This window comes from Streptomyces sp. TRD_SC_5 (assembly GCF_056836825.1).
The window spans coordinates 4,397,443-4,420,150 of sequence record NZ_JBWZZS010000001.1; the positions used below are offsets into that span (position 1 = coordinate 4,397,443).

The window sequence follows — 22,708 nt, forward strand, 5'->3', positions numbered from 1 at the left end:
CGGTGGTGACCTTCGCGCAGGCGCAGGAGCGCGCGGAAGAGTGGGTCAACGGGGACGTGCCCGTGCCGTCGCACCGTGAGGTGCGGGTGCGCGAGTTCGAGCTCGGCTTCGTGGTGTGGGCGGAGGACCGTGCGAACGCTCCGGTCTCGGACGGCGGGCGCCAGCGCCTGGTCATCGCCCGGGACAGCGGAGAGGCCACGCTGTGGCCCGGGCTGCCGGTGGGTGAGGTGATCCGCCGTTACGAGGAGGAGTACGGGACGCCGGACGCGTCACCGGCGGCGGATCCGGGGCCGGCTCCGGCGCAGCGGGTGGATCTGGAGCAGACGTCGTTCCTGCTGACACCGCCGGAGTGGCTTCAGGACGCGGCGGACAAGATGGGCATTCCGGACCGCCGTGCGGCGGGGCCGGTTGCGGGCACGGACACAGATGAGCCGTCGGATGCGCTTCCTGCGGGTGCGGGTGCGGGCGGCGCGGTGGCGAGTTCGCCTTCGGCGGATGGGGACTGGCCTCTCGCCGGCTCCGCCGGTTCCGCCGGCGCGGGCGACAACAGGCCGCAGGCCGGGGTGGGTTCGTCCTCGGGCAGTGGTGACTGGGCCGGTGCCGTGGGCCCGGGGGTCGCTTCGCCTTCGGCGGGTGGTGCCGGTGGCGTCGGTGATGTCGGTGGAAGTGACAACGAGCCTCATGCGGAGGTGGGTTCGCCCTCCGGTGGGATTGAGGGCGCCGGTGCCGGTGGCAGTGCCGGTGACCATGGGCCGCAGGATCGGGTCGGGCCGCCCCCCGCCGGTGGTGGTTGGGGCGGTGCCGGTGGCCAGGGCGCCCCGGATGACGCCAGTTCGGCGACCGGTGGCGGAAGTTGGGGCGGCGTGGGGAGCGAGAACGCTTCGCAGGCCGAACGCGGGTCCGGAGGCACCCCCTGGCCCAGCGCGGGCCAGGGCGGCTACGAGCCCACCGCTTCCGACGGGGTTCCCGCGGCGCCCGCCGGGGCGACCCCCTGGGCCGGGACCGACACCAACCTGGCCACCGGCTCCGACGACGCGTCCGTTCCGCTGCCGGCGACGGTCTTCGCACCGCCGCTCTCCGGGTCGGACGAGGACGACGCCCCGCCGCCCGCTGTGCCGCCGGAGGCCAGGACGGCGCTGATGTCGGGCGGCAGCGGTCTGCCCTCGACCACGGTGGCTCCCGCGGTGCCCGGTGCGGCTCCGCAGCCGCCCGTGGAGCCGGTACGCCCCGACGGGCCACGGCCCGGTGCCATGGACATCGCCGACGCCGCGACCGGCAAGGCCGCCGTGCCGCGCGGTGCGCGCGGGAGCGGTTCGACGCCTCCGCCGCCGCCCGGCGCCCCCGGTACGCCGGGTGCGCGGCCGGGTGCGGTTCCGCCGCCTCCCTCGGGTCCGGGTACGCCCGGTGCCCCGGCGGGTGGGTACGTACCGACGCAGCTCGTTTCGGCGCTGGGGCCCGACGGGCCGCAGCCGCCCGGTCCCCCCGGTCCGCCCAGCCCTCCCGGTCCGCCGTCGCCTCCCGGTGGCGGTGTTCACCACGCGGCGACGATGTTCGCCGACCCGGGCCAGGGCGCGGGCATGCCGGGGGCTCCGCAGCCGCCCGGCCCGCCCGGTGCTCCTGGTCGGCCCACGCCCCCCGGGCCTCCCGGCCCTCCTGGTATGCCGCCGACCCCACCGCCTCCCGGTGGCGGTGTTCACCACGCGGCGACGATGTTCGCCGACCCGGGCCAGGGCGGCGGCATGCCCGGCGCTCCGCAGCCCCCCGGTCCTCCCGGTCCCCCCGGCGCTCCGCAGGCCCCCGGCATGCCCGGTGCCCCCCAGCCCCCCGGCCCGCCCGGCGGCGATGTGCACCACGCGGCGACCATGCTGGCCGGCCCCGGCCCCGGCCAGGTCGGTCCGCCGCCCGGCCCGCCGCAGCCTCCCGGGCCTCCCGGCCCGCCGGGAATGCCGCCCGGCGGCGCCGCGCCGATGCCCATGCCGCAGCCCCCGCAGCAGCAGGGCCAGGCCTATGGCTACCCGCAGCCCCAGCCGACCGGGCTGCCGACCGTCGGCCCCGGCTACCAGGCCGTACTGCGCTACCGCGCCCAGGACGGCAGCGAGCAGCAGCTCATCCGCCGCTCCGCGCCCGGCACTCCGCACCCGGAGTGGCAGATCCTGCACGAGCTGCGCGCCATGAACGTGCCGCCGCAGCAGGTGCTGGAGCTGCACACGGAGCTGGAGTCGTGCGAGCTGCCGGGCGGTTACTGCGCCCGCATGATCCGCGAGACCTGGCCGCAGGTGCGGATCACGAGCGTGGCGCCGTACGGGAAGGACCACGCCAGCCGCCAGCAGGGCATGCGCCATCTCCTCACCCACCAGGGCGAGTTGCATCAGGTCGCGGACGGTCCGGCGCGCCCCGCGCCGGTGCGGGTGCCGCTGCCGCCCCCCGGGCAGCTGATGCAGGCACCGCCGATCCCGCCCGAGGGCATCGCGCACGAGCTGATGGGCGCCTTCGGGCCGCAGGGCATCTTCCGCTTCGACCAGGCGGCGGTGTCGCGTCAGGGCGTACCGGACATCGTGGCGCATACGCTCGTCAGGGCGGGACTGCCCGGCGATTTCGGGCCGTTCTTCTGGGCGCAGGCGGTGCCGGGACAGCCGGTGCCGACGCTCGCCGAGCTCGCGGCGCAACGCGGGGTGCAGCCGGCCTCGGACGCGGGCTCGTACCTCGTCATGGGCAGCGACTTCGGCCGGGCGATCTGTGTGCAGTACGGCACGGCGAACATCGTGGCCGTACCGGTGGAGGCAGGTCCCGGCGGGCAGCCGGTGCCGCCGCAGTTCGTGAACACCGGGCTGCCGGAGTTCGCGCGTTCGCTGGCGCTCCTCGGCCACATGTGGCGGCTGCGTTTCGGCCTCACGCCCGAGCAGGCCGGCCGCTGGACGGTCGACTTCCAGGCGCAGCTGGCCGCGCTGGACCCGGCGGCGCTGTCGTCGCCGGAGAGCTGGTGGTCGGTGCTGCTGGAGCAGATGTGGGACGGCTTGCTCTGACGGCGACGGTTTGATGGCGACGGCCTGACGGCCCGGCAACCGAGGGGCGCCGTATTCCGGGGCGCTCGACCTGTGGGACGGGTCGGGCGCCCCGTTCCCGCTTTTATGACAAGTGTGGCGGCTGAAAACCCTTCGATGTGCTGCGCGACGACATCTCGATTCCGACTTCTGGCAGCAATTGACGCATCCTTGACCGGAGCAGTCGGGCGGAGTGTCGGGTTTTGAGCGCTTGAGCCTTATCCGCCAAGATTGCACGGATTGCGTTGTGTGCGTCGTGTGCGTCGAAGAGGGGCTTCAAGGATGAGTGCATCGGTTTCATCGTCACCTCACGGCTTCGTCGCCGGACGGGGCCGCGGCTACCGTCCGGACCAGGTGGAGCGGTACGCCGCCGGGCTCTCCCAGGACCGCGACGCCGCGTGGGAGCGCGCCGCGCGCCTCACCGTCCTGACCAAGGAGATGGAGGCGCAGGCGGCGCGGATGCGCGAACAGGCCGACGGGCTCGCTCCCCAGACGTACGAGACCCTCGGCAAGCGCGCCCAGCACCTCCTCGCGGTGGTCGAGGAGGAGGCCGCGGAACTGGCGGCCAACCCGCGACCAGGCCCATGCGCTGCGCGACGAGGCCGCGGCGGCGGCCACCGCCGCGCGCGACGCGGCCGGCGTGCACGCGGAGACGGTACTGGCGGACGCCGAGGCGCGCGCCCGGCAGATCCTCCTCGGCGCGCAGCGCAGCGCCGACGAGATCAGGGCCGGGGCGCGCCGGGACGTGAAGGCGTGGCGGGGCGAGGCCGTCGCGGCGCTGAAGGAGATGCGGCAGCGTACCGCCGGCCTGCTCGCCGACCAGGAGAAGGCGCACGCGGAGCGCTGGGAGGCCGCCGAGCGCGAATTCGCCGGGCGGGCGGCGGAGTTGGACGCCCGCCACGCGGAACTCGCCGCGTACGCCGAGGGCGGCCTCGCGGACGCGAAGCGGGCCCTGGCGGAGGCGGAGGAGGCGGCGCGTCACGGCCAGGAGGACGCGGAGGCGCGGGGCGCCGAGCTGCTGTCCCAGGCGCGGGTGCGCGAGGAGCGCGTCGTACGCGAGACGGAGCGCGTCTTGCGGGAGCACGACGACGCGCGCGAGGAAATGCAGGCGCACATGACCCACGTCCGCACCAGCCTGGCCACCCTGACCGGCCGCGCCGCAGCGGAGGGCTGAAGCGGGAGGCGGCGGCGGGCCGGGCCCGGCGGGCGCTGGCGCCGACCGGCGCTCAGGTCGGCCGGCGTGGCCGGCCGGTAGTGCGCAGGCCGGGGTGCCGCCCGGCAAGCGGCTGCGGTTGTTCGCGATGAGCCGGTACGCCCCGTGGGCGACCCAGCGCAAGGGCGGCAGAGTGAGCAGCGCACCCAGCACCGCCCACCCCCGGCCGGCGCTCAGCATCAGCCGCGCGACGGCCTGCGCACCGCCGTGCACCTTCCCGGCAGGAGTGACCCACAGCGCTTCGTACTCGGCCCGCTGCTGGGTGACGCCCAGGGCGCCCAGATCCGCGAACTGCCACGGGGTGGCCTCGCAGCGGGGCCGCAACCACCGCTCGGCGAGGTTCACCGACGTGGTGCAGAAGGCGCAGTCGCCGTCGTACACGAGCACAGGTTCGGTCCACATGCCTCCATGGTGCCTGCGGTGGCCGACGCGTACTACGGGGCGCCGCCGCCGGCTCCGTGGCTGTGACATGGCGAGTCCGCGTCATGGTCCCTCGTCGGCGCGGCCAGTAGTTCGGGGTCGGAGTGGACTTCGGCGGTGTGCTGCCACGCGATGAGCGTCTGAGCGACGGACGCGTTGTTGCCGATGGAGTCGGCGGCCCGCATGGTGTCGACCAGTTCGACGGCGAAGGCGTGGACATCGGGCTGGGGCATGAAACGGACCCACGGAAAGGCGTCCGGCAGTATGTCGAGGAGCAGTTCCAGGCTGCCGGGCTCTCGACGCGCCATCGCCGCGAGCATCCGTGTGGCGGCCGACACCACGCTCTGGTCCTGCTCGGCGCGTGCTGCGGTGGTGAGGACCAGATCCTCCCCGTCTCTGCGGTGCAACAACAACCGTGGCGTTTCCTTGAGCCGGGCAAGTGTCTGCTCGTTCTCGCACCCTGTCATCACCCAGAAGGGGGACCCGGTCAGAAAGGCGATGCCGCTGGTGCGGGCGTGGCCGCCACGTCGCACGGGCCGGCCTGACGCATACGGGCGTAGTGCGCCTCGGTTGCTGCCTCGCGGCGGCACGGGCCGCAGTGGGTTTCGTCGCTCACGGGGCGGAAGACGTGCTCGTTGCCGGGGCCTTGGCAGGTGATGGGCAGGAGGCCCGTGCGCGGTTCGAGCGGCGGTGTCGGCGGGGCGGGCGGAGCCAGGGGGCTTGGGGCGGGGAGTTTCTGGACCAGGCGGTGGCGGAGGAAGCCGACCGCCGAACGTACGCCGTTCAGGGGGAGCTGCGCGGTCAGTGCGCGGCGGAGGTCGTTCGGCGACGCCCCGCGCAGCAGCCACTCCGCCGCCGCCTCGGCAAGGCCGCGTGCCTCGCGTACGCCGAGGTGGAGGTCCCGGTGCGTGTGGCGCAGGGACAGCAGGACCCGCTCGGCTTCGGCGAGCACACCGGACACGGGCAGCGGTTCAGCGTCCGCGTCCGTCTCCGTGCCCGCTTCCGCCTGCGGTTCCGCTTCCGCGCCCGCCTCCGCCTCCGCCTTGGAGGGTGGGTGGGAAGTGTTCTTCTTCCTGTTGTTGTCTTCCGTAGGAAAGCCGCCGACCACCCGTGCGGTCGGTTTACCGACCGTTGGATCCTGCGCACTCGGCGCGGTCCCGTCGCGGACCTCCGCCGCCTCCTCGCGCGTCAGGGTGACGTTCGTGAGCAGCTGGGTGGTGACCCAGCGCCCGCGCTCGTTCTGCGAACGCCACTCGTGCAAGTGACCGCAGGCGACGAGGAGTTCCTTGGCCCGCTGGTACGCCCGCCCCCGGATCCCGAGCTTCGCGGCGTGCTCGCTGAGGGCCTTGTCCGTCTGGCCCTCGGGGAGGCCCTGTACGTACAACAGCAGGATCTTCGCATCGGAGTTCAGCCGCTGATGGCGGACGACGTCGTGCGAAACCTTCAAGAAGCGCCGGACGGGCGCGATAGCATGCCGAAGCATCCCGGTGGACCTCTGATCCATTCGGTGGTGAAGGTCCTCGGCCGGTGTGGCTAGCACTGCCGGGGACCGCTCCACGTATGCACTCATGCGCGGAGCGTGATGACGCGGTTACCGTACACCACGCTCTGTATGTGACGTGCCAACTTCCTTACTCTCCGTGCGACTTGCCGCGCGCCGTTCCGACCCAGATCAGGCTGCCGGTGCTTCCGGGGCGCCGCGAGATCCACTCGGCGTCCCGTTCCGGGGTGCGCAGCGACATGCGCGCTGTGCCGTCGGCGGAGGTGGTGTGTGCGGTGACGTCGTCGTGGGCGCGGCCCCAGGAGGCGACCCGGGCTTCGCGCTCGTGGCCTAGCAGCCCACACCCCGACCGGGAAGAGCAGCACCGGACCGGCAGGACTCTTGCTGTCACGGACCGGGGCGATTTCGTGGACGGCGTGAAGGGTTCCGGGCTCTCCGCGTGCGCCTGACGCGACCGGGGAAGGGCCCGCATCCGGGAGGATGCGGGCCCTTCGGGTCTTCGCCGGGGGTGGCTCTGCCTTACGCGGCGGAGTTCGCCTTGCGGCGGCGTACGACGAACATCGCGGCGGCGCCTGCCGCTACGGTCGCGGCGCCTGCGAGGGCGAGCTGCGGGACGGCGGAGGACGAACCGGTTGCGGCGAGGCTGCCGTTCACCGGCTGGGTGGCGGCGCCGCCCTGCGGCTGCGGGGCCGGGGCAGTGGCCGACGGCGTGGGCTTGGGAGCCGGGGTGTTGCCGGGCTTGGGCTCGGCGTCCGGGACCTTGCCGGGGTTGCTGCCCGCGGCCGCGATGTCGAACTCGTACATCTCGGCGTCCGGAGTCCCGCCGCACGACTCGTCGTCGTTGATGTAGTAACCGGCGACGAACGCGGCACCGTGGCCCGCCGGGGCCTTCGCGTCGACCTTGAGGCGCAGCTTGATGTCGCTGTGTGCGCCGGCCTTCAGCGGGCTGATGGTGCTGAGGGTGCCTGTGTCGTCGACGGTGTTCCACGCCGTGGAGGACGCCGACGAATACTGCAGCTTCAGCAGGTCGCTCGTGTCCTTGAGACCGCTCGTGTCGGTCGCGTGGGTGAAGGCGTACGGGTAGACGTTGTCCATGGTCTCGGCGGATTCGTTGGTCACGCGGAGCCGGAAACTGACCCACTCGCCCGCGACAACCTTGGAGGGCAGGCCGGTCACCACCGTACTGAGGTCGGCCGGGACGCACTCGTCGCCCTCATCGCCTTCGTTGTCCTCGTCCTCGGCCTCTTCCCTGGCCTTGGCGAGGGCCTCGTCGGCGGCCGTCTTGGTTTCGAGGGCTTTCGCCACGGCCTTCTTCAGCAGGCCGTACTGCCGGGAAGCGGCGACCCGCGCGTCGTCCGACGCGGTGACGGCGGTCGTCGCCTTGGCGTCGGCGGCGGTCTTCGTCTCGTCGGCGGTCTTGGCCGTGGCCTCGGCGTCGGTGACGGCCTTCTCGGCGGCCGCCTTCTCTTCCTCGGTGGCGGTCTCCGGGAGTTCGGCGAGCGCGGTCCGGGCGTCGGCGAGCGCCTTGTCGGCAGCGGTCTTCGCGGTGGCGGCTTCGGCGGCCTCCTTCCTCGCGGCGGTGGCCGCCACGGCGAGGGGAGCGGTGTCGGAGAGCGCTGCTTCCAGGACCTTCCTGCCCTCCTTCTCGGCCAGCACGGCCTCGTCGTACGCCTTCTGCGCCTCGGCGGCGGCCTTCTCGAGCTGGGCGAGGGTGGGCTTGCCCGGCTGTTCCTGCGCGGCCGGCTTGGTGTCGGCGAACGCAGGGGTGACGGAAAGCAGCACGACGGGCGTCGTCACGGCGGCGACAGCGGCAGTGGCGAGAATGCGGCGGAATCTCACAGGCGACCTTCTTTGGGTCCGAACGTACAGAAGTGACGGAAGTAGTCGCCGTGGGAGGGCTTCACACTGCGCGACTTCGCGAAGAATAGAACCGGTAATGGAGCAGCGAGAAGTCGAATTCGGCTGGTCCGGTGGGTCGCGCGTACGCGCGAGAGGATCAAAAAGGATATTCGCGGATGGTTGCCCACGCTGTCTGTGATTTCTCTGTGGGGCATGTCATGTCCCGGAATTGGCGGGCGCTGTCCGCAGCGTCACTTCCTGGCCGGCCCGCCGCCGCCCGCGCCCGCCAGGATCCATGCCTCCACCGACTCGTACTGGTGGCGCTGCTGTTCGCCCGAGTCCCGGTGGCTGAGGACCGTACCCAGCCAGCCCATGAAGAAGCCGAAGGGGATCGAGACCAGGCCCGTGGTGGTGAAGGGGTACCAGTTGAAGTCCTGGGCCGGGAAGACCGACTGGGGGGAGCCCGAAACCAGGTTGGTGCCGGTCATCAGGACCATCACGCACAGTGTGCCGCCGATGAGGGTGCACATCAGGCCCGCATGTGTGAAGCGGCGCCAGAAGAGGCTGTAGACCAGGGCCGGGGCGAGTGCGGATGCGCCGATGCAGAAGGACAGGGTGACCAGCGGCTGTACGTTCCAGTGGTGGGCCAGTACCGCGAGGACGATCGCCGGAATGCCGACGCCGATCGCCGCCGCTCTCGCCAGGGCCATCTCCGTGGCGTCGCGGACCCGGGACTTGCGGATGCCGTGGGCGAAGAGGTCGTGGGCGAGCGAGTTCGCGCAGGCCAGGATCATTCCGGCCACCGAGGCGAGGAGGGTGAGGAAGATGGCTGTCGTGACGGAGGTGAAGATCAGGGTTTCCAGCGTGGACGCGTCGCCGCCCATCAGCGCCTGGCTGACCAGCAGGATCGACGTATCGCCCTGCGGGTCGGACGCGGTGATCGTCTCGCGGCCGACGAGCGCCGCCGCGCCGAAGCCGATCACCGCGATCAGCAGGCAGAAGACGACTACCGCCGAGACCGCCCAGGTCATCGAACGCCGTACGGCCGGCGCGCTGCGCGAGCTGTACATGCGCATCGTGATGTGCGGCAGGCAGGCGGCGCCGAGCACGACCGTCAACTCGGAGCTGATCATGTCGAGTCCGCTGTCGCCGAACTGGAGCCCTGATCGCAGGAAGGCGTCGCCCGCGCCACTGCCGGTCTTCGCCGCGGCGAGGAGCTGCGACGTACTCCAGTCGAAGCGGCCCAGGATCAGTACGGCGAGAATCACGCCCGTACCGAGCAGGAAGACGGTCTTGATGATCTGGATGAGGGCGGTGCCCTTCATGCCTCCGATGGCGGCGTAACTGATCATCAGTACGCCGAGGAGGGCGATGCAGCCGGTCCGGAAGCCGGAGCCCTCGAAGCCGAGGATGAAGGAGAGCAGATGACCCGCTCCCGACAGTTGTACGACCATCATCGGGAGCAGCGCGGCGAGGGTGACGACGGCGGCCGTGATGCGTACGGCGCGGCTCGGCGCGCGGCGGGCGAAGGCGTCGCCCATGGTGAACCGGCCCGCGTTGCGCAGGGGTTCGGCGAGCAGGAACATCAGGAGGACGAGGGAGAGCGCCGTGCTCAGGGCCAGTACGACGCCGTCGTAGCCGGTGAGGGAGATGACGCCGATGGTGCCGAGGACGGTGGCGGCCGAGATGTAGTCGCCGGCGATGGCGAGGCCGTTGCGCATGGGGGACAGGGAGCGGTAGCCGGTGTAGAACTCGGCGAGGTCGTCGCGGTCGGGGCCGGTCATGACGCACAGCAGCAGCGTCACCGTGGCCACCGCGATGAAAGCGACCAGGGACATCTCCTGGGCGGAGTCGCTGAATCCGGTCATTGGGTCCACTCCTGCCCGTGCACCCGGCGGCCCTGGCGGCGGAGGTCTTCGGCGAGCGGGTCGACGCGGTGGCGGGCGGACTGCTCGTACACGGCGATGGCCACGAGGGTGACGGGGAGCTGGCACAGGCCCAGCAGGAGACCGGTGTTGAGCCCGCCGGGCAGCTCGCTGCCCATCAGGCCGGGTGCGAAGCCGGAGAGTACGAGGAAGAGGGTGAAGTAGCCGAGGGCCGTGAGCGTGGCCACGCGCCGCAGGCGGCGGTACGCCGAGCGGAGCCTGCGCAGGTCGCTGTGGTGACCGGGGACGACCTGGTGGGCGGACGCGGGGGCGGGCTGCGGGGGGACGGGCGGAGCGGGCGGGGAACTCTGCCACGGGTACAGGTATTCCGGGTAGTGCGACATGTGCGGGCTGCTCCTTGCGCGGCTGGGTCCTGAGCGGACTGCAGGGAGAAGCGCGACCGGGGCCGGAAGGAGCGGCGGCGGGGCGCTGGTGGGGTCGCGTACGTTACCCAGCGGTATGGGCGGCGGGGAGCCTTTCGTGCGAACTCATGCAGGGGACGCGGCATTTACCGCAGGTAATGCGACACGCACGGATCCTTACTGCTGGTAACCGGACCGGGAGGCCTTCAGTCGGCGGCCGGTGTTTCCTCGGTGATGACGGGGAAGCGGCGGGGTGCCACGAAGATGAGTGCGAGCAGGCCGAGGGCGGCGGCTATTGCCGCGCCGATGTAGACGTGGTCGACGGCGGCGTCCACCGCTCGGCGCAGGTAGTCGGCGGCCTCCGCTGTGAGGTGGCCCGGGGCGGCCAGGGCGTGCGAGACGGAGTCGAGGTCGCCGGGGAGGCCGTCCCGTATCGCGTCGGGTGCGGCGGTGAGTCTGGACGCGAGGGTGGCGTTGGCGATCGCGCCGAAGAGGGCCGCGCCGACGGACTGGCCGACCTGGCGGCAGAAGAGTACGGACGCGGTCGTCGTACCGCGCTCCGCGTACCCGACCGTCGACTGGACGCCGACCATCAGAGGGAGTTGGAAGAGCCCGAGCGCCGCGCCGAGCAGCAGCATGATCAGGGCGGGCTGCCAGGCCGCGCCGGGGAACGGGAGGAGCGGGAAGGCGAGCAGGATCAGCGTCGCGCAGCTGATGCCGATGATCGCGGTGAGACGGAAGCCGATGCGGTTGTACGCGTGCTGGCTCAGCGCCGCCGAGAGCGGCCAGCTCAGGGTCATGATCGACAGTACGAAGCCGGCGGCGATCGGGCCGAGGCCGAGAACTGCCTGGGCGTAGGTGGGGAGGAAGACGATCGGCGCGACCATGAGGAGGCCGAGCGCGCCGAGGGCGAGATTGACGGCGGCGATGGTGCGCCTGCGCCACACCCAGCCGGGGATGATCGGGTCGGCGGCGCGGCGTTCGATGACGACCGTCGCTGCGGCGAGGAGCGCGCTCGCGCCGAAGAGGGCGAGCGAGGGCGTGGAGAGCCAGGGCCAGGCGACGCCGCCCTGGACGAGGGCGAAGAGCAGCACGCCGCCGCAGGCGAACACGGCCAGGGCGCCGGCCCAGTCGATGCGGGGGCGGGGCCTCGTCGTCTTCGTACGGGACGGTTCGTGCAGGTGGCGGGCTACGAGCCAGAGGGCCACCGCGCCTATGGGCAGGTTGATGAGGAAGATCCAGCGCCAGTCGGCGTACGTGGCGAGCAACCCGCCGACCGCCGGGCCCGCGACGGCCGACACCGCCCACACGGTCGACAGTTTGGCTTGGATCTTCGGCCGTTCCTTGAGGGGGTAGAGGTCGGCGGCGATCGTCTGGACCGTGCCCTGAATGGCGCCGCCGCCGAGGCCCTGGACGATGCGGAAGGCGATCAGGCTGCCCATGCTCCAGGCGGCGGCGCACAGCAGTGAGCCGATGAGGAAGAGGGCTGTGCCCGCGATCAGGACCGGCTTGCGGCCGAAGGTGTCGGAGAGCTTCCCGTACACGGGGAGGGTGACGGTGACGGCGAGGAGATAGCCGGAGAAGAGCCACGAGAAGAGGGCGAAGCCGCCGAGGTCGCCGACGATGTGGAGGACGGCGGTGGAGACGATCGTGCCGTCGAGCGCGGTGAGGGCCATGCCGAGCATGAGCGCGGCGACCACGGGGGCGCGGTGGGGGTCCGGGGCGGTGGCGGCCGCCTGGCTGGGCGAGCCCCCGCCGCCGGATGTCGCACCGGCGCTGTCCGTGTTCCCGGTACTGCCCGCACTGCTTCCGGCGCCGCTCACCAAGATCCCTTCACTGTGCACGTATCTCGTCTCCGACACCTTCTCACTTGCAGGTCACGCAGGGGGAGGGTGCACGCTGCCCGGAGTCGGGGTCCACCTGTGGGTGGAGAGCCCCTAGGGGGTTCTCCTTACTTCTGGCCAGGGGGTGTTCGTCCCGGTGGAGGACGAGGGGAACGCGTCCGTTCTTTAACTTGGTCTTACGGGCCACCGCACCTCGGGGGGTGCGGTTAACCCCAGGGCGGATACGGATACGCGCACCAGTGTGCGGGGGGTCTCCGGCCGCCAGACTCGACTCGAAGTACTTGATCACTGACTCGGCTGAGGAGACTTACGTGACAACGGCTATGACCATTCCCAGGCACGGGGGTACTGGAGGGCGTACGGCCGTTGCCGCGAGGTCGCGGCAGGTCGTCAAGGCGTACGGGGCGGGGGAGACCCGCGTCGTCGCGCTCGACCACGTCGATGTGGACATCAACCGGGGGCAGTTCACCGCCATCATGGGGCCGTCCGGCTCCGGCAAGTCCACGCTCATGCACTGCCTCGCCGGCCTGGACACCGTGACCTCCGGCGAGATCTACCTCGACGAAACCGAGATCACCAAGCTCAAGGACAAGAAGCTCACGCAGCTGCGCAGGGACCGGATCGGCTTCATCTTCCAGGCCTTCAACCTGCTGCCGACGCTGAACGCCCTGGAGAACATCACGCTGCCGATGGACATCGCGGGCCGCAAGCCGGACGCGGCGTGGCTGAACCGGGTGGTGGAGACCGTCGGCCTCGCGGACCGTCTCAAGCACCGGCCCACACAGCTGTCCGGCGGTCAGCAGCAGCGGGTGGCGGTGGCGCGGGCCCTTGCCGCACGACCCGAGATCATCTTCGGTGACGAGCCGACCGGAAACCTCGATTCGCGGGCCGGGGCCGAGGTGTTGAGCTTCCTGCGCAAGTCCGTCGACGAGCTGGGGCAGACCATCGTGATGGTTACGCACGACCCGGTCGCCGCCTCCTACTCGGACCGGGTGCTGTATCTGGCCGACGGGCGGATCGTCGACGAGATGTTCCGGCCGACCGCCGACGCCGTACTCGACCGGATGAAGGACTTCGACGCGCGCGGGCGGACGTCATGACCGTCGTCAAGACCTCCATGCGCAACTTCCTCGCGCACAAGGGACGGATGGCGCTCTCCGCCGTCGCGGTCCTGCTCTCGGTGGCGTTCGTGTGCGGCACGCTCGTCTTCACCGACACCATGAACACCACCTTCGACAAGCTCTTCGCCGCCACCTCGGCGGACGTCACCGTCACCCCCAAGTCGGCGGACGGCGAGGACAACGGTCCTCGGACCGGCAGGCCCGAGGCGCTCCCCGCGTCCCTCGTCCAGCAGGTGGCGAAGGCGGACGGCGTGAAGTCCGCCGAAGGCGCCGTCGTCAGCATGTCCGTGACCGTCGTCAACAGCGACAACAAGAACATGGGCTCCGACAGCGGCGCCCCGACGATCGCCGGCAACTGGACGCAGAACGACCTCAAGTCGATGGACATCACCTCCGGACACGCCCCGCGCGGGCCCACCGAGGTGATGGTCGACGCCGACACCGCCGACAAGCACGGCCTGAAGCTGGGCGACGAGCTGCGCACGATCGCCGTCACCGGCGACATCAACGCCAAGATCTCCGGCATCGCTTCCTTCAAGATGACCAACCCGGGCGCGACCGTCGTCTACTTCGACACCGCGACCTCGCAGCGGAAGCTGCTGGGCAAGCCGGACGTCTTCACACACGTCGGTGCGACCGCCGAAGCGGGCATCAGCGACACGCAGTTGAAGGCGAACGTGGCGGGTGCGCTCGACGGCCCGTACAAGCTCCAGACCGCGAAGGAAGCGGCGGACTCGGGCCGCGAGGAAGTCGGCTCCTTCCTCGACGTGATGAAGTACGCGATGCTCGGCTTCGCCGGAATCGCCTTCCTCGTCGGCATCTTCCTCATCGTCAACACCTTCTCGATGCTCGTCACCCAGCGCACCCGCGAGATCGGCCTGATGCGGGCCATCGGCTCCAGCCGCAAGCAGGTCAACAGGGGCGTGCTGGTGGAGGCGCTGCTGCTCGGCGTCGTCGGCTCGATCCTCGGCGTGGGCGCCGGTGTCGGCCTCGCCGTCGGCCTGATGAAGCTCATGGGGTCCATGGGCATGGAACTGTCCACCAAGGACCTGACCGTGGCCTGGACGACCCCGGTCGTCGGTCTCGCGCTCGGCATCGTCGTCACCGTCGTCGCCGCCTACATCCCGGCCCGCAGGGCCGGCAAGGTCTCCCCGATGGCCGCGCTGCGCGACGCCGGGACACCGGCGGACGGCAAGGCCGCTGGATACGGGCCGGGCTCGGCCTGGCGCTGACCGGTGCGGGCGGCGCGCTGCTCTTCCTGACGACGCGGGCGGACAAGGCGAGCGAAGGCTCGCTGTTCCTCGGCGGTGGTGTCGTCCTCACCCTCATCGGCTTCATAGTCGTCGGACCGCTGCTCGCGGGCGTCGTGGTCCGGGCGATCAGCGCCGTCGTACTGCGGATGTTCGGCCCGGTCGGCCGGATGGCCGAGCGCAACGCGCTGCGCAACCCGCGGCGTACGGGAGCGACGGGCGCGGCACTGATGATCGGCCTCGCGCTGGTCGCCTGCCTCTCGGTCGTCGGGTCCTCGATGGTCGCCTCGGCGACACAGGAGCTCGACAAATCGGTCGGCGCTGACTTCATCGTCCAGGGCAGCCCCAACGGGCCGCCGATCGTGCCGGCTGCCGAGAAGGCGCTGCGCGCGGCTCCCGACATCGAGCACGTCACCAGCTACAAGATGATCAACGCGAAGCTGACAACCCCCGACGGTAGGACGGAGACCGAGGAACTGGCGGCCGCCGACCCGACGTACGCCGAGGACCTGCGGCGCGAGACCGTCGCGGGTGAGCTGAGCGCGGCGTACGGCAAGAACGCCATGTCGGTCGGCGACGACTACGCCAAGCGGCACGGCGTCAAGGTCGGCGACCGGATGACCGTCGCGTTCACGGGCGGGGAGACGGCGAAGCTGAAGGTCGCGGCGATCACCTCGGACGAGACGAACGTCGACAAGGGCGCGATGTACATCAACGTCACGACCGCCGCGCAGTACCTGCCGGCCGACAAGCTGCCGCCGAACGTGATCATGTTCGCGAAGGCGGTGGACGGCAAGGAGAAGGCGGCGTACGCCGGACTCAAGGACGCCCTGGCCAAGTACCCGCAGCTCACGGTTCAGGACCAGACCGACTTCAAGCAGGGCCTCAAGGACGAGATAGGGCAGCTGCTCAACATCGTCTACGGTCTGCTGGCCCTCGCGATCATCGTCGCGGTGCTGGGTGTGGTGAACACCCTCGCCCTGTCGGTCGTCGAACGGACGAGGGAGATCGGCCTGATGCGGGCCATCGGCCTTTCGCGCCGCCAGCTGCGCCGCATGATCCGCCTGGAGTCGGTGGTCATCGCCCTCTTCGGCGCGCTGCTGGGGCTCGGCCTCGGCATGGGCTGGGGAACCTCGGCCCAGAAGCTGCTGGCGCTGGAAGGGCTCAACGTCCTGGAGATCCCGTGGGCCACGATCATCACGGTCTTCGTGGGGTCGGCCTTCGTGGGACTGTTCGCGGCGCTGGTGCCGGCGTTCCGGGCGGGGCGGATGAACGTACTGAACGCGATCGCCACTAGATGCTTAGTTGCGAACACTCCGGGGCCGGGCCGCTGTCTTTGTCAGGCCGGCATGATCTGCACGTCGTACTGCGGGATCGACTTGTCGCGGGTGACGAGCGTTAGTTCTTCCATCTGCGCCTGGGCGATGAGCACGCGGTCAAAGGGGTCCCGGTGGTGCGATGGCAGCCGGCCGGCGCGCACCCCGTGGGCTGCGGTGACGGGCAGCGGCATGAACTGCAGGTCCCTGGCTCGTTCGGCCAGGTTTTCAGTGCCATCGAGTTTGCCGAGGGAATGCTTGATCGCGATCTCCCACGGCGTTGCCGCGCTGATGTACACGTCAGGTTCGGTGCGCAGCAGGTCTCTGAGGGCCGGGGACAGCTCAGGCGAGGCGTTCAGCCACCAGAGGACGATGTGCGTGTCGAGGAGTAGCTTCATCCGCGCATCCCGAAGGCTTCGGCGATGTCGTCGGGCAGTTCGTCGAAGTCGTCGTGGATGTGGATCTGGCCCTTGAGGGCGCCGTAATCGGTCCGGTCGACCTTGGGGTGCAGCGGCACGACCTTGGCGATGGGCCGGCCGGCCCGGCTGATGACGATCTCTTCACCGGTCTCGACCTGCTGCAGTATCCGCGAGAAGTGGGTCTTCGCCTCGTGGACGTTGTACTGCCGGGCTGCTTCCATGACTGCCTCACAGGGAGCCGGGGGACTAACAGTGGACTAGCTTCAGGTCCAGCGTAGCTCCGATGCGGCCGTCCGAGCCACGGCGTTCCCTCGCGCGGGTGACGCACCGGCGTCGTAGGCTGGGGGCACCCCGGCCCGTGAGACGTGTCGGGCCCTTCGCGTTGTCCATCCCGCCACCTCGTTACCCGGACGGAAGCCCTTCATGAGCCTGCACGGTCTGCTGGATGCCGTAGTACGAGACCCGGCGCTCGCCGAAGCGGTGAAGGCCGCCACCGACGGCAACCGCATGCACATCGACCTGGTCGGCCCGCCCGCCGCGCGCCCCTTCGCCGTGGCCGCGCTGGCCCGCGAGACCGGGCGTACCGTGCTCGCCGTGACCGCGACCGGCCGCGAGGCCGAGGACCTGGCCGCCGCGCTGCGCACGCTGCTGCCGGAGGACGCGATCGTCGACTACCCGGCGTGGGAGACGCTGCCGCACGAGCGCCTGTCGCCCCGCAGCGACACGATGGGCCGGCGCCTCGCCGTCCTGCGCCGCCTCGCGCACCCCCGCGCCGACGACCCGTCGGCCGGTCCGGTGAGTGTGATCGTCGCGCCCGTACGGTCCGTGCTCCAGCCGCAGGTCAAGGGGCTCGGGGACCTGGAGCCGGTGGCCCTGCGGACCGGGCAGAGCGCGGACCTGGGAGACATCACGGCGGCGCTCGCGGCAGCGGCGTACTCGCGCGTCGAACTGGTCGAGAAGCGCGGGGAGTTCGCGGTGCGCGGTGGCATCCTCGACGTCTTCCCGCCGACCGAGGAGCACCCGCTGCGGGTGGAGTTCTGGGGCGACGACGTCGAGGAGATCCGTTACTTCAAGGTCGCGGACCAGCGCTCCCTGGAGGTCGCCGAACACGGCCTGTGGGCGCCGCCCTGCCGCGAGCTGCTGCTCACCGACAGCGTGCGGGAGCGGGCCGCCGCCCTCGCCGAGGCGCACCCCGAGCTGGGCGAACTGCTCGGCAAGCTCGCCGAGGGCATCGCCGTGGAGGGCATGGAATCCCTCGCCCCCGTCCTCGTGGACGACATGGAGCTGCTGCTGGACGTCCTGCCCGAGGGCTCCATGGCGCTGGTCTGCGACCCCGAGCGGGTGCGGACCAGGGCGGCGGACCTGGTGGCCACCTCGCACGAGTTCCTCCAGGCGTCCTGGGCGGCCACGGCGGGCGGCGGCGAGGCCCCGATCGACGTGGGCGCGGCCTCGCTGCGCGGTATCGCGGAGGTACGGGAGCGGGCCCGTGAGCTGGACATGCTGTGGTGGTCCGTGGCGCCGTTCGCCGCCGACGAGGAACTGTCCGACGACACGCTCAAGCTCGGCATGCACGCCCCGGAGGCGTACCGGGGCGACACGGCGAGAGCGCTCGCCGACACCAAGGGCTGGCTGGCCGACGGCTGGCGCACGGTGTTCGTCACCGAGGGCCACGGCCCGGCGGCCCGCACGGTGGAGGTCCTCGGCGGCGAGGGCATCCCGGCCCGCCTGGAGACGGACCTGGACGCGATCGCCCCGTCCGTCGTCCATGTCGCCTGCGGCTCGATCGACTACGGCTTCGTCGACCCCGGCCTTCAGCTGGCCGTACTGACCGAGACCGACCTCACCGGCCAGCGCACCGCCAGCAAGGAACTGGGCCGCATGCCGGCCCGCCGCCGCAAGACCATCGACCCGCTGACGCTCCAGGCCGGCGACTTCATCGTCCACGAGCAGCACGGCGTGGGCCGCTACATCGAGATGGTCCAGCGCACGGTCCAGGGCGCGACCCGCGAGTACCTGCTCGTCGAGTACGCCCCCGCCAAGCGCGGCCAGCCCGGCGACCGCCTCTACATCCCCACCGACCAGCTGGAGCAGGTCACCAAGTACGTCGGCGGCGAGGCCCCGACCCTCCACCGGCTCGGCGGCGCCGACTGGACGAAGACGAAGGCGCGCGCGAAGAAGGCGGTCAAGGAGATCGCCGCCGACCTGATCAAGCTGTACTCGGCGCGCATGGCGGCCCCCGGCCACACCTTCGGCCCGGACACCCCGTGGCAGCGGGAGCTGGAGGACGCCTTCCCGTACGTCGAGACGCCCGACCAGCTGTCCACCATCGCCGAGGTGAAGGAGGACATGGAGAAGTCCGTCCCCATGGACCGCCTGGTCTGCGGCGACGTCGGTTACGGCAAGACGGAGATCGCGGTCCGCGCGGCCTTCAAGGCGGTCCAGGACGGCAAGCAGGTCGCGGTCCTCGTCCCCACGACGCTGCTGGTGCAGCAGCACTTCGGGACGTTCTCCGAGCGGTACGCCCAGTTCCCGGTCGTCGTGAAGGCCCTTTCGCGCTTCCAGTCCGACGCCGAGGCGAAGGCGACCCTCGAGGGCCTCAAGGAGGGCTCGGTCGACATCGTCATCGGCACGCACCGGCTCTTCTCCTCCGAGACGAAGTTCAAGGACCTGGGCCTGGTCATCGTCGACGAGGAGCAGCGCTTCGGCGTCGAGCACAAGGAGCAGCTGAAGAAGCTGCGCGCCAACGTCGACGTACTGACGATGTCCGCCACCCCCATCCCCCGTACGCTCGAAATGGCCGTCACCGGCATCCGCGAGATGTCGACGATCACCACGCCGCCGGAGGAGCGCCACCCGGTGCTGACCTTCGTCGGCCCGTACGAGCAGAAGCAGATCGGCGCCGCGATCCGCCGCGAACTCCTGCGCGAGGGCCAGGTCTTCTACATCCACAACCGCGTCGAGTCGATCGACCGGGCGGCCGCGAAGCTGCGCGAGATCGTTCCGGAGGCGCGGATCGCCACCGCCCACGGGCAGATGGGCGAGAGCGCTCTGGAGCAGGTGGTCGTCGACTTCTGGGAGAAGAAGTTCGACGTACTGGTCTCGACGACGATCGTCGAGTCGGGCATCGACATCTCCAACGCGAACACGCTGATCGTCGAGCGCGGCGACAACTTCGGTCTTTCCCAGCTGCACCAGCTGCGCGGCCGCGTGGGCCGTGGCCGCGACCGTGGGTACGCGTACTTCCTCTACCCGCCGGAGAAGCCGCTGACCGAGACCGCGCACGAGCGGCTCGCGACGATCGCCCAGCACACCGAGATGGGCGCGGGCATGTACGTCGCCATGAAGGACCTCGAAATCCGCGGCGCGGGCAACCTGCTGGGCGGCGAGCAGTCCGGCCACATCGCGGGCGTCGGCTTCGACCTCTACATCCGCATGGTCGGCGAGGCCGTCGCGGACTACCGCGCGGCGGTGGACGGCACGGTCGAGGAGGAGCCGCCGCTGGAGGTCAAGATCGAGCTGCCGGTGGACGCGCACGTTCCGCACGACTACGCGCCGGGCGAGCGGCTGCGTCTCCAGGCGTACCGGTCCATCGCGTCGGCGAACTCCGAGGACGACATCAGGGCCGTACGCGAAGAGCTCACCGACCGCTACGGCAAGCTGCCCGAGCCGGTGGAGAACCTGCTGCTGGTCGCCGGCCTGCGGATGCTCGCGCGCGCCTGCGGCGTCGCGGACATCACCCTGGCCGGGCCCAACATCCGCTTCGGCCCGGTGGAGCTGCGCGAGTCCCAGGAGCTGCGCCTCAAGCGCCTCTACCCCCGTACGGTGCTGAAGCCGGCCACGCACCAGATCCTGGTGCCGCGCCCGACGACGGGCCAGATCGGCGGCAAGCCGGTGGTCGGCCGCGAACTGCTGGCGTGGACGGGCGAGTTCCTGACCACGATCCTGGGGTCGTAAGGGCGCGGGGCTGCTGCCGGCCGAGAACACGCTGGGCATCGGCAAGGGGTAGTACGCCCCATGGGACTCTGGGGGACATGCATACCGACCATCCCCGACGGACCGCCTTGGCACGCGTACGTATATGTACGCTCAGGACCGCCCTCCCCGCAGCCGCCCTGTCCGCCGCTCTCGCCGTCACCGGCTGCACGCCGGAGGCAACGAGCGGCGGCAGCGGCACCGGCGGGGGACAGGCGTCGGGTCCGGCCGGATCGGCTCTCGCCGCCACCGAGGCACTCACCGTCAAGGGCCGTGCCCCGAGGACCGGTTACGAGCGCGAGGCTTTCGGGAGTGCCTGGGCCGACACCGATCAGAACGGGTGCGGGACCCGCGTTATCTCTATGGTTCGCGCTGTAGAGGGGCTGTTCTCGCAGCGTATGCAGGGTGTGATCGGCTGTGCGTAGCGAGAGGCACATGAGTCACGGGCTCCTGCGGACTCGCAAGAAGACAGCCGTGCTTACGGTCGTCGTTGTCGTCGCGTTCGTCGCAGGCTGTGATGGCCTGGAGCCGGGCGGAAGCTCCGCAGGATCCGGACCGGACGCAGCTGCCGGCCAGGCGGTGAGCCCGCTGACGAATCCCGACGGGACGAGGCCGGGGCTCGCCGCGCTCACGTCGGAAGCGGACAAGGCCAACGCACGCAAGCTCATCCAAGGACTCACCACAAAGGGGCGTGGACCGAAGACGGGCTACGAGCGGGATGAGTTCGGCTATGCGTGGATGGATACGGCGGACGGGGTACCGCTGGCGAGGAATGGTTGTGACACGCGGAACGACTTGTTGAAGCTTCATGGGCGGCACGTGCAGTTCCGTTCAGGTTCCGACTGCGTGGTCGTTGCGATGGACCTGTACGACCCGTACACCGGCAAGGACATCGACTGGAAGAAGGCGAAGGCCACCGAGGTGCAGATAGACCACGTGGTCCCGCTGTCCTACAGCTGGCAGATGGGCGCTGCCCGATGGCCGGACAGCAAGCGCAGGCAACTGGCTAACGACGTGCTCAATTTGCTTCCTGTCGAAGGGCGCGCCAACTCGGCGAAGCGGGACTCGGGGCCCGCATCCTGGCTGCCGCCGAACAAGAAGATCCGGTGCGCGTACGCGGTGCGGTTCGCGCAGGTCGCCGACAAGTACGAGCTTCCGGTGACGATGGCGGACAAGGCGATGATGCTGAAGCAGTGCCAAGACTGATCGAGCCCCAGTGACCTGGGAAAACGCCATCGCTTTCGGACTGTGGGAAACATACGCTCCCTACTGTGGCTGACCGCATACAGAAGATCGTGACGAAGCTGCCGGGACTGAAGAGCGTCACCGGCATATGGAAGACGGCTGACCGCAGTCTGGCGCGGGGTGATGCTGCCTTCCTCGCAGATCTCGGCATAGCACTGGCTGGGGCTTACGCCTCCGACGCCGGGCGGATTTGGCAGTACGGGAGCGTCTTCGACTACCTGCTCCGGTTGCTGTCCACCGCGCCCGGTCCCGGGAACGTCGCCGCGGCGCTGCGGCTGGTCTCCTCGACGTCGGCTGCCGACAGGAAGCTGGACCGGTATGCGGCCTCCCTACTGGCCTCCAGCCACCCGGTGGACGAACTCGCCGTAGCGTTCACCGGGAACGCCTCGGAGGAGCTGCGTGCGAGCCTGGTCCATGAAGCGGTGCTCAGGGGCGCCGACGTCACGGAGACTCCGGGGATCGCAGGGTGGGCGACGTCGCCGCACTGGAGACACCACCCGCTGGGATGGCTGCCGTTGGCGCTGTCCGATGTGGAAGGGCAGCCGGATCTGCCGAGCTACAGCGCTCGCGGCGGCAGCCACTCGATGCCGTTCGGCTCGTCGGCGACTCGCGCGATGCGGGCCGATGCCGGGGCGCATGTGCCGTCGGTCGAGGAAACGACGACCGAAGCCGCCACCAAGGGCATCGGTACCGCTGTGGCGAACTGGGTTGAGGAGTCGAACGGCCGGATCGAGGCGCGGGTTTTCGACCTGGCAGCTCCTCTGGTAGCCGAGTCGGTACCGAGCATGTTGCTGGGACTGGGCCTGGAATGCCTGAAGGGTGCAGGGAAGAAGACCACCTTCTCGGTCGCGGCCTGCGCGCCGGACCAGGCATGGAGGGTCCTCTTTGCCGCCGCGTCCACGGGAGGTGCCTATAACTCCGGCGTACGCGGTGCGTACGGACGTCTGGCCGCGTGGCAGTCCCTGGCCGGTCTCTCCGGTACTGCCGAGGGCGCCCCCGTGGAGGAGGTGGAGGCATGTGCACGGGAGTGCGCCTGGTACGACTTCGGCGCCGACACCAAGTGGTTCGAGCGCGTGGCCTGGGACATCGGCCTGACCTCGGTCTCTCCAGGACGCCGACGACTGGCGGTGTTGGCCGCGACGGACACCGATTGAGCATGCCTGGAGCCCGCTGCGGTGAAGTCCTGACCGTGGGGACGACGTGCCTTGTGGCTGTCCGGTTAACGGGGTGAGAGCCGGAC

Annotated in this window: 14 protein-coding genes and 3 pseudogenes; 7 read left to right on the plus strand and 10 right to left on the minus strand. The window is 70.7% G+C overall.

Annotated features, from left to right (window positions below; translation table 11 throughout):
• Nucleotides 1-2 precede the first annotated feature (2 nt).
• Both AC1P0E_RS20405 and AC1P0E_RS20410 read left to right on the plus strand, forming a co-directional pair.
• Nucleotides 3-3,023 carry an SUKH-4 family immunity protein gene (locus AC1P0E_RS20405; protein WP_482743583.1) on the plus strand — a complete coding sequence of 1,007 codons (3,021 nt, stop codon included), beginning with the start codon at nt 3-5 and terminating at the stop codon, nt 3,021-3,023.
• 300 nt (nt 3,024-3,323) lie between these two features.
• A pseudogene (locus AC1P0E_RS20410) lies at nt 3,324-4,215 on the plus strand (cellulose-binding protein).
• A gap of 63 nt (nt 4,216-4,278) precedes the next feature.
• On the opposite strand, the pseudogene AC1P0E_RS20415 reads toward AC1P0E_RS20410, so the two are convergent.
• The 8 genes and pseudogenes from AC1P0E_RS20415 to AC1P0E_RS20450 all read right to left on the minus strand — a co-directional run.
• Nucleotides 4,279-4,656: pseudogene (locus AC1P0E_RS20415) on the minus strand (thiol-disulfide oxidoreductase DCC family protein); the annotation flags it as partial.
• A gap of 32 nt (nt 4,657-4,688) precedes the next feature.
• Nucleotides 4,689-5,141 carry a hypothetical protein gene (locus AC1P0E_RS20420; protein WP_482743584.1) on the minus strand — a complete coding sequence of 151 codons (453 nt, stop codon included), beginning with the start codon at nt 5,139-5,141 and terminating at the stop codon, nt 4,689-4,691.
• Nucleotides 5,142-5,161: 20 nt separating this feature from the next.
• The gene (locus tag AC1P0E_RS20425; protein WP_482743585.1) at nt 5,162-6,157 is read right to left on the minus strand and encodes a hypothetical protein; all 996 of its coding nucleotides are present in this window, start codon (nt 6,155-6,157) and stop codon (nt 5,162-5,164) included.
• An 83-nt stretch (nt 6,158-6,240) separates the two neighbouring features.
• The gene (locus AC1P0E_RS20430; RefSeq protein WP_482745833.1) at nt 6,241-6,657 is read right to left on the minus strand and encodes a DUF397 domain-containing protein; all 417 of its coding nucleotides are present in this window, start codon (nt 6,655-6,657) and stop codon (nt 6,241-6,243) included.
• A gap of 37 nt (nt 6,658-6,694) precedes the next feature.
• On the minus strand, nt 6,695-8,014 hold the full coding sequence (locus AC1P0E_RS20435) for an LPXTG cell wall anchor domain-containing protein (protein WP_482743586.1): 1,320 nt from the start codon (nt 8,012-8,014) through the stop codon (nt 6,695-6,697).
• A 251-nt stretch (nt 8,015-8,265) separates the two neighbouring features.
• Nucleotides 8,266-9,882, minus strand: coding sequence for a sodium/solute symporter (locus AC1P0E_RS20440; RefSeq protein ID WP_482743587.1), 1,617 nt, complete (start codon nt 9,880-9,882; stop codon nt 8,266-8,268).
• Nucleotides 9,879-10,283 (minus strand): DUF485 domain-containing protein, encoded by a 405-nt coding sequence (locus AC1P0E_RS20445; protein ID WP_482743588.1) that lies wholly within the window; start codon nt 10,281-10,283, stop codon nt 9,879-9,881. Before AC1P0E_RS20445 ends, AC1P0E_RS20440 begins: the two co-directional genes overlap by 4 nt.
• 224 nt (nt 10,284-10,507) lie before the next feature.
• Nucleotides 10,508-12,124 (minus strand): MDR family MFS transporter, encoded by a 1,617-nt coding sequence (locus AC1P0E_RS20450; protein WP_482743589.1) that lies wholly within the window; start codon nt 12,122-12,124, stop codon nt 10,508-10,510.
• A 332-nt stretch (nt 12,125-12,456) separates the two neighbouring features.
• Between AC1P0E_RS20450 and AC1P0E_RS20455 the strand changes: the two genes are divergently transcribed.
• Together AC1P0E_RS20455 and AC1P0E_RS20460 are read left to right on the plus strand one after the other, a co-directional pair.
• Nucleotides 12,457-13,245 carry an ABC transporter ATP-binding protein gene (locus tag AC1P0E_RS20455; protein ID WP_482743590.1) on the plus strand — a complete coding sequence of 263 codons (789 nt, stop codon included), beginning with the start codon at nt 12,457-12,459 and terminating at the stop codon, nt 13,243-13,245.
• Nucleotides 13,242-15,811 (plus strand): annotated as a pseudogene (locus AC1P0E_RS20460) (ABC transporter permease); the annotation flags it as partial. The gene AC1P0E_RS20455 and the pseudogene AC1P0E_RS20460, both read left to right, overlap by 4 nt.
• Before the next feature lie 44 nt (nt 15,812-15,855).
• Here the strand turns inward: AC1P0E_RS20460 and AC1P0E_RS20465 are convergent.
• Together AC1P0E_RS20465 and AC1P0E_RS20470 are read right to left on the minus strand one after the other, a co-directional pair.
• Complete coding sequence (locus tag AC1P0E_RS20465) at nt 15,856-16,230, minus strand: type II toxin-antitoxin system VapC family toxin (protein WP_482745834.1); 375 nt, start codon at nt 16,228-16,230, stop codon at nt 15,856-15,858.
• On the minus strand, nt 16,227-16,472 hold the full coding sequence (locus AC1P0E_RS20470; protein ID WP_482743591.1) for a type II toxin-antitoxin system Phd/YefM family antitoxin: 246 nt from the start codon (nt 16,470-16,472) through the stop codon (nt 16,227-16,229). Before AC1P0E_RS20470 ends, AC1P0E_RS20465 begins: the two co-directional genes overlap by 4 nt.
• Before the next feature lie 202 nt (nt 16,473-16,674).
• On the opposite strand from AC1P0E_RS20470, the gene mfd reads away from it, so the two are divergent.
• From mfd to AC1P0E_RS20485, 3 genes are all read left to right on the plus strand, one after another.
• On the plus strand, nt 16,675-20,205 hold the full coding sequence (mfd, locus tag AC1P0E_RS20475) for a transcription-repair coupling factor (RefSeq protein ID WP_482743592.1): 3,531 nt from the start codon (nt 16,675-16,677) through the stop codon (nt 20,203-20,205).
• A 453-nt stretch (nt 20,206-20,658) separates the two neighbouring features.
• Complete coding sequence (locus AC1P0E_RS20480) at nt 20,659-21,429, plus strand: HNH endonuclease family protein (protein WP_482743593.1); 771 nt, start codon at nt 20,659-20,661, stop codon at nt 21,427-21,429.
• A gap of 65 nt (nt 21,430-21,494) precedes the next feature.
• Nucleotides 21,495-22,622, plus strand: coding sequence for a DUF6183 family protein (locus tag AC1P0E_RS20485; RefSeq protein ID WP_482743594.1), 1,128 nt, complete (start codon nt 21,495-21,497; stop codon nt 22,620-22,622).
• Nucleotides 22,623-22,708: the final 86 nt, after the last annotated feature.

Excerpts from the sequence above, each read along its gene's own strand:
- AC1P0E_RS20420 (WP_482743584.1), bottom strand. The coding sequence starts at position 5,141 with ATGACAGGGTGCGAGAACGAGCAGACACTTGCCCGGCTCAAGGAAACG.
- AC1P0E_RS20425 (WP_482743585.1), bottom strand. The coding sequence starts at position 6,157 with ATGCTTCGGCATGCTATCGCGCCCGTCCGGCGCTTCTTGAAGGTTTCG.
- AC1P0E_RS20440 (WP_482743587.1), bottom strand. The coding sequence starts at position 9,882 with ATGACCGGATTCAGCGACTCCGCCCAGGAGATGTCCCTGGTCGCTTTC.
- AC1P0E_RS20445 (WP_482743588.1), bottom strand. The coding sequence starts at position 10,283 with ATGTCGCACTACCCGGAATACCTGTACCCGTGGCAGAGTTCCCCGCCC.
- AC1P0E_RS20465 (WP_482745834.1), bottom strand. The coding sequence starts at position 16,230 with ATGAAGCTACTCCTCGACACGCACATCGTCCTCTGGTGGCTGAACGCC.
- AC1P0E_RS20470 (WP_482743591.1), bottom strand. The coding sequence starts at position 16,472 with ATGGAAGCAGCCCGGCAGTACAACGTCCACGAGGCGAAGACCCACTTC.
- mfd (WP_482743592.1), top strand. The coding sequence starts at position 16,675 with ATGAGCCTGCACGGTCTGCTGGATGCCGTAGTACGAGACCCGGCGCTC.
- AC1P0E_RS20480 (WP_482743593.1), top strand. The coding sequence starts at position 20,659 with ATGAGTCACGGGCTCCTGCGGACTCGCAAGAAGACAGCCGTGCTTACG.